Origin of the sequence: Acidocella aminolytica 101 = DSM 11237 (genome assembly GCF_900129125.1) — a bacterium.
Taxonomy (GTDB): Bacteria; Pseudomonadota; Alphaproteobacteria; order Acetobacterales; family Acetobacteraceae; genus Acidocella; species Acidocella aminolytica.
Genome location: NZ_FQVJ01000103.1, coordinates 1 through 1,118 on the forward strand (window position 1 = coordinate 1; position 1,118 = coordinate 1,118).

A 1,118-nucleotide genomic window follows, 5' to 3' on the forward strand; every position below is an offset into this window, starting at 1 on the left:
GGTCACGTTCTGGGTCTTGGAGTCAGACGCGGCCAGCGCGATGATCTGGGTCGCGCGCGGGGTCAGGTTGTACTTATCCCAGTCGAAGAACACCAAATAGGTCTTGGCCGGAGCCGGAGCCGGAGCAGCGACCGGTGCGGGTGCCGGCGGCGGCGCGGGAGGAGCGGGCGGCGCGAACTCATAACGCAACCCGACATTGAACTGGTTGTTGTACTCACCCTGGGTTTTGAATGTCGCGGGAACGCCGCCAATGCTGGCGTCATACCGGCGGGCTGTGGCCAAGCCGATGAAACGGTACTCTACCGTGGCGGAGAGCCCCATGACTGGCGCGATGGGGAAAGACAGGCCAACAATGCCCTGATACGCGAGCGAATCGCGGGACTGGTTTAGGCTGAGGCCGCCACCAGAAATATTGTTGTAGCTGACATTCTGCCAGCCAAGCCCCGCCCCGGCATACGGGTAGAGCCAGGGCAGACCGACATCAAAGTCAAAAATGCCGTTGATGAAGGCTCCATAACGCGCCTCGTTACCGCTGAGCGTGGTAGTAGTGCCGGCCGATTTGACCTTGTTGGCACCGTTGCGAATGTAATCGCCTTCCAACTCCACCCGCCAGCCATTGCCGAAACCATAGCCAATGGCGCCGTTTACATCATAGCCATTATGAAAAACGCCTTTGGCGTCTCCTGGCACGCTGGCGCCGTTGAAGGTGAAGTTTTTGGCGGTCATCTGGCTTTCAAGGCTGTAGCCCCCGCCAAGGCTGACATACGGCCCGGTGACGGGTTGGGCGGCAGCACGGCCAGCCAACGCCAGCGGCACAGCCAGCACGGTCGCAGCGAACAAGGCGGCTCGGAACTGCATCATAACTCTCCCTATTGACGAGGCACGTTTCAGGTTTCCCTAAAAAACGTGAAGCTTATGTGGAGGTAAAGAGGCCGGTTGCGAAGAGGGCACGGCCATGGCGGCAGAAAAAAACCCCGGCAGTTGCCTGCCGGGGCCTTTGTGCCGCAAGCCAGAGGCTTACTGGAAAATGATTTCCACGCGACGGTTCTGCGGTTCACGCACGCCAGGGCCGGTGGGCACCAGCAGGTGGGTTTCACCGAAGCCGTGGATCTCGATCT

General features: G+C 60.3%; 1 protein-coding gene. It reads right to left on the reverse strand.

Annotation, left to right across the window (positions count from 1 at the left end; all coding sequences use genetic code 11):
• On the reverse strand, nucleotides 1-861 hold an 861-nt coding region (locus BUB54_RS19800), incomplete at its 3' end, for an outer membrane protein (protein WP_139285033.1).
• Between the last annotated feature and the right edge of the window lie 257 nt (nucleotides 862-1,118).